The organism is Candidatus Nitrosarchaeum limnium BG20, assembly GCF_000241145.1.
Taxonomy (GTDB): domain Archaea; phylum Thermoproteota; class Nitrososphaeria; order Nitrososphaerales; family Nitrosopumilaceae; genus Nitrosarchaeum; species Nitrosarchaeum limnae.
On record NZ_AHJG01000028.1, the window covers coordinates 1 to 3,311 of the forward strand.

The 3,311-nt window shown below is 31.7% G+C and carries 4 protein-coding genes; 2 read left to right on the plus strand and 2 right to left on the minus strand.

Annotated elements, in window-relative coordinates; genetic code table 11:
- Window positions 1–59: 59 nt before the first annotated feature.
- On the minus strand, window positions 60–377 hold the full coding sequence (locus tag BG20_RS01145) for a GIY-YIG nuclease family protein (RefSeq protein ID WP_007401684.1): 318 nt from the start codon (window positions 375–377) through the stop codon (window positions 60–62).
- 94 nt (window positions 378–471) lie between these two features.
- Here BG20_RS01145 and BG20_RS01150 point away from each other — a divergent pair, with 94 nt between their 5' ends.
- Together BG20_RS01150 and BG20_RS01155 are read left to right on the plus strand one after the other, a co-directional pair.
- Window positions 472–2,154, plus strand: a complete 1,683-nt coding sequence (locus BG20_RS01150) for a helicase C-terminal domain-containing protein (protein ID WP_193352995.1) — start codon at window positions 472–474, stop codon at window positions 2,152–2,154.
- Between the two features lie 106 nt (window positions 2,155–2,260).
- Window positions 2,261–2,461, plus strand: a complete 201-nt coding sequence (locus BG20_RS01155) for a hypothetical protein (protein WP_010189817.1) — start codon at window positions 2,261–2,263, stop codon at window positions 2,459–2,461.
- A gap of 495 nt (window positions 2,462–2,956) precedes the next feature.
- Here the strand turns inward: BG20_RS01155 and BG20_RS13735 are convergent, their stop codons facing one another.
- Window positions 2,957–3,085 carry a hypothetical protein gene (locus BG20_RS13735; RefSeq protein WP_256359079.1) on the minus strand — a complete coding sequence of 43 codons (129 nt, stop codon included), beginning with the start codon at window positions 3,083–3,085 and terminating at the stop codon, window positions 2,957–2,959.
- Window positions 3,086–3,311: the final 226 nt, after the last annotated feature.

The window sequence follows — 3,311 nt, forward strand, 5'->3', positions numbered from 1 at the left end:
ATACAATTTTAAATTATTTTTTGTATGGTGATTTGGAATTCTGTGTATTTCTGCTTGTATTAATGAGTCTCTAATGCTATCTCTGTGTTGCATGAAGGGATTTTGCCTGACTCTTTTTTGAATTCCTCAATTAATTGCATTTGACGCTCTTTTGGCTTATCTGTAAATTCTCGCTGATATGATGAAGTTTTTTGTTTACATTCATTACCTTCAAACCCAGTATCTACATATTTTGTGAATGTTTTTTCCAAATTATCACTCTCTCCAATGTATATGACATCTTTGTTTCTGTTATACAATACATATACACCTGGAATCGCTTTGACAAATTTGGCACTTTCTAGCCAAACTCTCATTTTATCTTCCAATAACTCCATGATATTTTATGATCTTACTGATATTAAACTACATTGCATAATCTTGATAACACTAGAACCTTCATACTTTTAATAATAAAGAAAAACAGATTCAATCCTGTCCCTTTTAGAAAAATTCCCTGAGCAATTTTCTCCTCGAGGTATTCAAAAAGAGATCCTCTCTGAGATTGAAGAGAAACTGAAATCAGGCTACAAGAAAATTATTTTATGTGCTCCAACTGGAGTGGGAAAATCTCTCGTTGGTGCTACAGTATCTCAATATTTTGATAGCTCTTTTACCATCACTGCATCAAAACATCTTCAAGATCAATACATCAAAGACATCCCATTTCTTAAGCCTGTCAAAGGGAAACAAAATTTTCCATGTCTAAAAATGATGGAATCTGAAAAAGTGGATAATCCTAGAAGAGCCATGAGATGGGGATTAACATGTGATAAAGGACAATGTCAAGAAAGAATCAATAAAAATGGAAAAGAAATAATCGAAGTTTGTAAATTCAAACCAACTATAAAACAAGTTGATGAACATACTCAAGAGGCAAACTCTTGCCATTACTATCTGCAAAAATATGATGCATTAGTATCAAAACATTCTCTATGGAACTATCATGCATTTTTTCAAATAATGAAATTCAACAGAAAACTCTTTGAAGATTATCTTAATCGTAAAGTGTCTATCTTTGATGAGGCTCATAAGATAGAAGACCAAATAATGCAGTTTATTGGATTTGACATTTTTGGAGGTCAGGTTGAAGAATGTAATCTAAATTCTGAAAAATATGATTTCACAGACTTGGATTCTATGATTCAGTTAATCGATGATATTTCATATGCATATGCCAAAAAAATCAAAGATATCAAAGAAAGTAGCTCATATCAAAATGAGCCTGATTACGAATCTGTTACAAGATTAGAGAGAAGATATGATAGAGCCGCTCAGGCTAAAATCGATATTCTTACTAACAAGAATAACTTTGTTGTTAACGATCCTGTTCAGGACTTAAATGGAAATTTTAGAACTATCTCAGTAAAGCCTATTGATGTTTCCACCTTCGCTAATTCCTTTTTTACAACTGAATATCAAATATTCATGTCGGCAACAATTGATAAATTTAGTTTTTGTGAAAATATGGGTTTGAGACAAGATGATGTTGCCTTTATAGATACTCCGAAATCCCCTTTTCCAATTGAACATAGGCGAATTGATCTTTTAAACATTAAGCGATTAAGCTATGGTTCAACAGAAGATGATGAGATTGAAGTGATTAAAACAATCGACAAAATAATGGATGAGCATTCTGATGAACGTGGTTTGATATTGACATCTTCAATACCGCGTTGCCAAAAAATTCTGCGATATCTATCCCCAAAAAATACTCGACGAATTAGAATTTGTCACAGCTATAACAAAGATGGTAAAACTCAGGATGAAATTATTTTAGAGCACGCATCTGATCCTACAGGGGTATTACTTTCGTCATCATTGTGGGAAGGCGTTGATCTTAAAGATGATTTATCTCGATTTCAAATTATTGCCAAAGTTCCATATCCAAACTATAAAGAAAAAAGGACAAGAGCAAAAATGGATAAATTCCCTTTATGGTATACTTCTCAAACTTTAACTAAATTACTTCAGGGATTTGGACGTTCAATTAGGAGTGAGGATGATTGGGCAAGAACATATGTTTTGGATACTGCAGCAAATAATGTATTTTTCAAGGCACAAAAAATGATTCCACGTGCATACTATGATGTTTTAGGAATAGAAAATCTTTAGACTACAGTATAAAAAAAAGTAAATCTTTCATAATGTGAACTGCTATTTTACTTCATTTGAAATCCACCTCTCAAATCATATTAACTGACGGATGTGTTTGGTAACAATGGATATGTATCAGAGAGAACCTAGTCTAATTATGCAAGAAAAAACATTAGCATTATTGAAACAGGATATTTTAACATGTTGGGATGATTTGAAAGAGAGTGATTTTGAGAATAATGGATTCTTAAAAGAGCTTAATGCATGTGTTGGCTATTACAATGAGTATAAGCGTGGACAATCAGTGAAAACAATAAAAAATTGAAGACAGAAATTTGTTTTGATTGTTATAACATAATGAAAAAATTAGAAGAACGTATGGATAATACTATGAGATTTTTTTTGGATTTGTGAATCATGTGGTAAGAGAAAATACGATGAATCTGAGTAAGAAATGATAATTTTTACAAAATAGAGTTACATAGTACGAACACCTAATAGAATCATGTATTCTCCACCGCCTTATTTTCATAGCAAAAGCTGTTCAGATTGTATAAGAATGAAATGTTGTAAAGGCTGTGGTTGTGATTGCCACTTCCATCTTAAGATTAGTTTATGATAATTCAGGCACAAAAAGAATTAAATGATTTATGTCTCCTTTATTTATGATGAACTGCCTATTACATTATGATAACAAAAGAACAAAAATTAGAAATCTTTGAAAAAACAATTTCCTATCTTAGAAAAAAATTCGTTGAATCAAATAAAGAATACCACTCTGAGCAGTATCGAAAACTACCTTTAGACTAGAGTTTAGAATCTAATCTTCTTCTGATTCCTTATCTACGCTTTCAAAAGTCATTTCCTTTTTTTGACATGACTCGCATTTTTCCATTATGCCAAATTCATTTTTGAACTTGCCTTTACCGTCACATCTAAAACAAGTCATAAATTCTCTACACCGATTATCGACTTAAAGATTCAGGCATAAAATATCTTATATTATTCCCAAAAAGGAGAGACCTCTGAAGAGAACGATATCTCACAGAGTCATCTGTGTTAAGTGATCTTCTCTTAATTGCTTAATGTGATTCTGTGTGTGCAAAATATTCGTGCTGTTTTATTTTTTGAAAATACCTGTGTTTTCTTACAATTCACTTTCCTAGTTCTCTAGG

Bases quoted from the DNA above. Each gene is read 5' to 3' on its own strand.
- BG20_RS01145 (WP_007401684.1), bottom strand. From the start codon at position 377: ATGGAGTTATTGGAAGATAAAATGAGAGTTTGGCTAGAAAGTGCCAAA.
- BG20_RS01155 (WP_010189817.1), top strand. From the start codon at position 2,261: ATGGATATGTATCAGAGAGAACCTAGTCTAATTATGCAAGAAAAAACA.
- BG20_RS13735 (WP_256359079.1), bottom strand. From the start codon at position 3,085: ATGACTTGTTTTAGATGTGACGGTAAAGGCAAGTTCAAAAATGAATTT.